The following is a 1,681-nucleotide window of genomic DNA, read 5'->3' as shown; positions in this document are numbered from 1 at the left end:
GTGCCGGATTTTTCTGGTGTTACTAAAGTATATTTGCGATTGCCGTTTTCATCATTAGCGTATATTGTCAAACGATTGCCAGCTGTTCCTTCAATACCGATAAAATGCTTGTTTGCTGCTCTGAATTCGATATTCGGCCAATTCGATCCATTGTTTATTCTTAAGGTGCCTGTTTGAGCGCTTAATGTACTCGAAATCGGCAAAGCCCCCACATCCCCGGCACTCAAACTGATATCCCCGGTCAACGCCTTACCGTTCACTTTCCGGCTGCTCGGTACCGCACCATTCGCCCTATTCACCGTTTCCGACAAACCGAGGTTTTTCACAAACTCATTTTTATCAGGGATATCTGCACCGTTTTGGTCTTTTGCCAGTTTATTATTAGCATTATCATTTATATCGGAAACCAGCTTCTGGGTTACCGCGAGTGTGTCACTATTGCCTGTTTTGTCTGTGAGTTGAACAATTCCTTTTTGTGTTAATGAGGTATTGGGAATTTCTGTTGTGATTTTTTTCTCTAAAGCACTATTTAATTGGGCTGTGAGTTTAGCTATATCGCCATCATCCAGAACATCATCTCCTCCGGAGTGTGTTGCGATAAAATTAGCAACAACAGAGGATATCGTGGACGACTGACGTAACACCTTGTTTAATTCATGAGTAGTGATATTATCTGGTGGAAACCCAGTTTTTAAACTCCGACTTTCTTCATATCTTTCTTGACTCACTACATTTGCATTATTACTAATAGAAAAAGCTTTAAAATCATTCTGGGGCTTGAGACTCATGTTTTTTCCTTAAATTAAGTAATATTATTTCATAAGCAATATATTGAATTATTGTACAGATGATTTATCATAATTCACGTAAATTATAGTTTAATTCACAAAATGAATAATGAAATATTCTTATAACTCAGTAGGTTAACTATTTTTGTGCAATTGGTAGTAATAAATAATCTGATATTTTGCAATCAAAATATACCCAAGATATTTAGTGCCATAGCGAAATTTACACTTTTTTGATAGCTAATACGCTTAGAATACGAATGACTTAAGCTTTCCGATGAATGTCTATTTTGTTGAAAAAAGAAAATACAGCTATGGTACTGAGTATTAACTATCAGAAATATTTAGAAATAAAAGAAAATAACTGAACTAACATAAATCACAAAAATTAGAGCGTTTCTCCATTAACTGCTGACCAATGATAAGGTTGCAATTCACGTATTGTTTTAAATAACAGCTCGTTTTTTTCATTAGTCACGGCTGCCTTAACTGAACCACCCCAATGCACCAAACGTTCTTGGCATATTCCGCAGGGTGTCAAAATGATATATTCACAACCGGCATCTTCACGACAGAGACATAAGGAGTGTGTTACCGTTTCATTAAGCTTATGTGCCTCTAAATAGGCACCGACTTCCATACAAAGGGATAAAGCGTCATTTTTGGTATCAGGGGCAATGCTGGTTAGAATCTTACCCGATTCTGTTCGTACTGCGGCTGCACCACCCCATCCTTTGGGGTATCGCTTTTCAATTAAGTTAACTGCGGCGTTATATAACTCTTGTTCTATATTCATTAATTTACTGCTCCTGCACCATTAGCCTATTTTATTTTTCTGTGTTAATAACATCTTTGAAAATAATATTTTAGCTGTTGTTAAAAGTCTATTATAT

Annotated in this window: 2 protein-coding genes; both read right to left on the bottom strand. The window is 36.3% G+C overall.

The features are described from left to right. On the bottom strand, nt 1-788 hold a 788-nt coding region (locus LGZ99_RS24370), incomplete at its 3' end, for a phage tail protein (protein ID WP_262979840.1). Nucleotides 789-1,176: 388 nt separating this feature from the next. Next, on the bottom strand, nt 1,177-1,584 hold the full coding sequence (locus LGZ99_RS24365) for a cytidine deaminase (RefSeq protein WP_023046617.1): 408 nt from the start codon (nt 1,582-1,584) through the stop codon (nt 1,177-1,179). Nucleotides 1,585-1,681 lie beyond the last annotated feature (97 nt).

Source organism: Photorhabdus temperata, from assembly GCF_025384845.1.
GTDB classification, from domain to species: Bacteria; Pseudomonadota; Gammaproteobacteria; order Enterobacterales; family Enterobacteriaceae; genus Photorhabdus; species Photorhabdus temperata.
Note: the sequence above shows the minus strand (reverse complement) of the source record. Positions and strands in the feature narration are given on the sequence as shown.